Annotated in this window: 2 protein-coding genes; both read left to right on the top strand. The window is 54.9% G+C overall.

All coding sequences use genetic code 11. The features are described 5' to 3' along the window. Positions 1 to 508 (top strand): TorF family putative porin (locus tag BIS10_RS18620; RefSeq protein WP_253507732.1); only part of this gene is annotated, 508 nt, incomplete at its 5' end. A 284-nt stretch (positions 509 to 792) separates the two neighbouring features. Further along, positions 793 to 1,638 (top strand): TolC family protein, encoded by an 846-nt coding sequence (locus BIS10_RS18615; protein WP_197746125.1) that lies wholly within the window; start codon positions 793 to 795, stop codon positions 1,636 to 1,638. The last annotated feature ends 120 nt before the right edge of the window (positions 1,639 to 1,758 follow it).

Genomic DNA, 1,758 nt, shown 5'->3' with positions numbered 1-1,758 from the left:
CAATGTCGATTTTGGTGACGGCACCAGCTATGAGCTTGATCTTTATGCCGGATTCTCCGGCTCTGTGGAAGAACTGGGTTATGACGTTGGGTACATTTATTATGCGTATCCTGACGCGCCGGGCTCCATCGACTTCGGCGAACTGTACGGCGAGATCAGTTATGGCATTGCGGCCATCGGCCTGGCCTACACGATCAACAGCGACACCAGTGGTGATGGGGTGTTCGTGCAGGGGGATGCCTATTACTACGCCTCTGTTGGGGTGCCTCTGGAGGACAGCTACAGTGCCGGTGTGACGCTTGGCTATTACGACTTCGCTGATGACGGCAAGGCTTCTGTCGGCGAGGCAAGTTATTCACACGTCGCCGCCAACGTTACAAAGGATGCGGGAAACTTCGGTTCTTTCAGTGTTAACGTGGAGTACGCGGACATTGAGTCAACCGACGCGCTTGGCTCTGTCAACTCGGATGATCCGAAGTTCTGGCTGGGTTGGAGCAGGAGTTTCTGATCGGCCAAGTGATCACAAGCAATTCAGATCCAGAATAAAAAGCCGGCCCAAATGACGGGCCGGTTTTTATTTATCATGCAAGAACCCACCATCGTGCGCCTGCCTTGACGCCCGGTGACTCGACATCCTCGCCCTTACCTCTGCCCCCCCTGCCGCCAAAGCTCATTTCTTATCCGGTGCCTGAATTTCAAACTGTATTAAAGGTTTGTCTGTAAGGTCGTTCCAGATTCCCACGCAAAAATGCTGACTCACTGACCTCAGTCAAACAGCCAGGATGATACTGAATGAACAAACGATTGTTGTTGTGCGCGATGATAGTTCCGGGAGCCTTGGCCGTCTCTCCTATGGTGTCGGCCCAGGCAAAAGAGAGTGTGTCGCTGAAAGAATATCAGCAGGCCAAAGCCAGCCAGGCTGTTTCCCTGAACCAGGCCATGGTGATGGCTTTCGAGAATAGCCCGGTATTGGCTTTGAGGCGGGCCGCGGTCTCGATACAGCAGGGACAGCTTGATCATGCCAGCCGCTGGGCGCCGAGCAATCCAGAGTTTGAGTTGGGGGCCCGTCAGGCCCCGGATCAGGCCGACGAGTCCCTGGAATATGGGGTGAGGGTTACTCAGGAGATCTGGATGGGTAATCGCGGCGACCTTGGGCAGTCGCGTGCCCGGAGTAATCTCACGTCCCGGCAACAGGAGCTTGAATACCTGAAGGTAGCCACCAAGGCGCGGGTGCGGGCCGCCTATTTCCGGATACTGCTGGCTCAGAAAGAGTTGGAAACCGCAACCCGTGCCGTTGAACTTATGCAACGCACCAAAGACCTGGTTGAAATGTCCGTAAAACAGGGTAAACAAACCCGGATTGATCTCAATACCGCAGTCATTGGGCTTGCCAGGGCCCGGAATCAAAAAGCCTCGGCGGAACAAAAGCTCGAGCAATCAAAAATTGACCTTACCGAAGTGCTCGGGGTGTCCCCCTCCGATGCCGTTGGGGTGACCGGCGAGCTTGATGTGACGCTCGAAGACCTGCCTCCGACCAGCCAGCTTGTCGAGATGGCACAGAGTCAGAGAGCGGACCTGAAAGCGGCGGCCGCCAGAATTGCAGCGGATGAAAATAGTGTTATGTTGAAGGGCGTATAATCACTGTTACGTGTATCTATGACCTGAATCCGTGAGACCGGCCCCAGGAAGCACTTCTAACCCACTGACCTGCATGGCAATATAGCCATTATCGCCATTCACCCAGACAGTGCCATGCCC

It is taken from the genome of Halomonas sp. 707B3, assembly GCF_024158645.1.
GTDB classification, from domain to species: Bacteria; Pseudomonadota; Gammaproteobacteria; order Pseudomonadales; family Halomonadaceae; genus Vreelandella; species Vreelandella lionensis.
The sequence above is the reverse complement of the archived record's forward strand: the minus strand, read 5'-3'. Positions and strand labels throughout refer to the sequence as shown.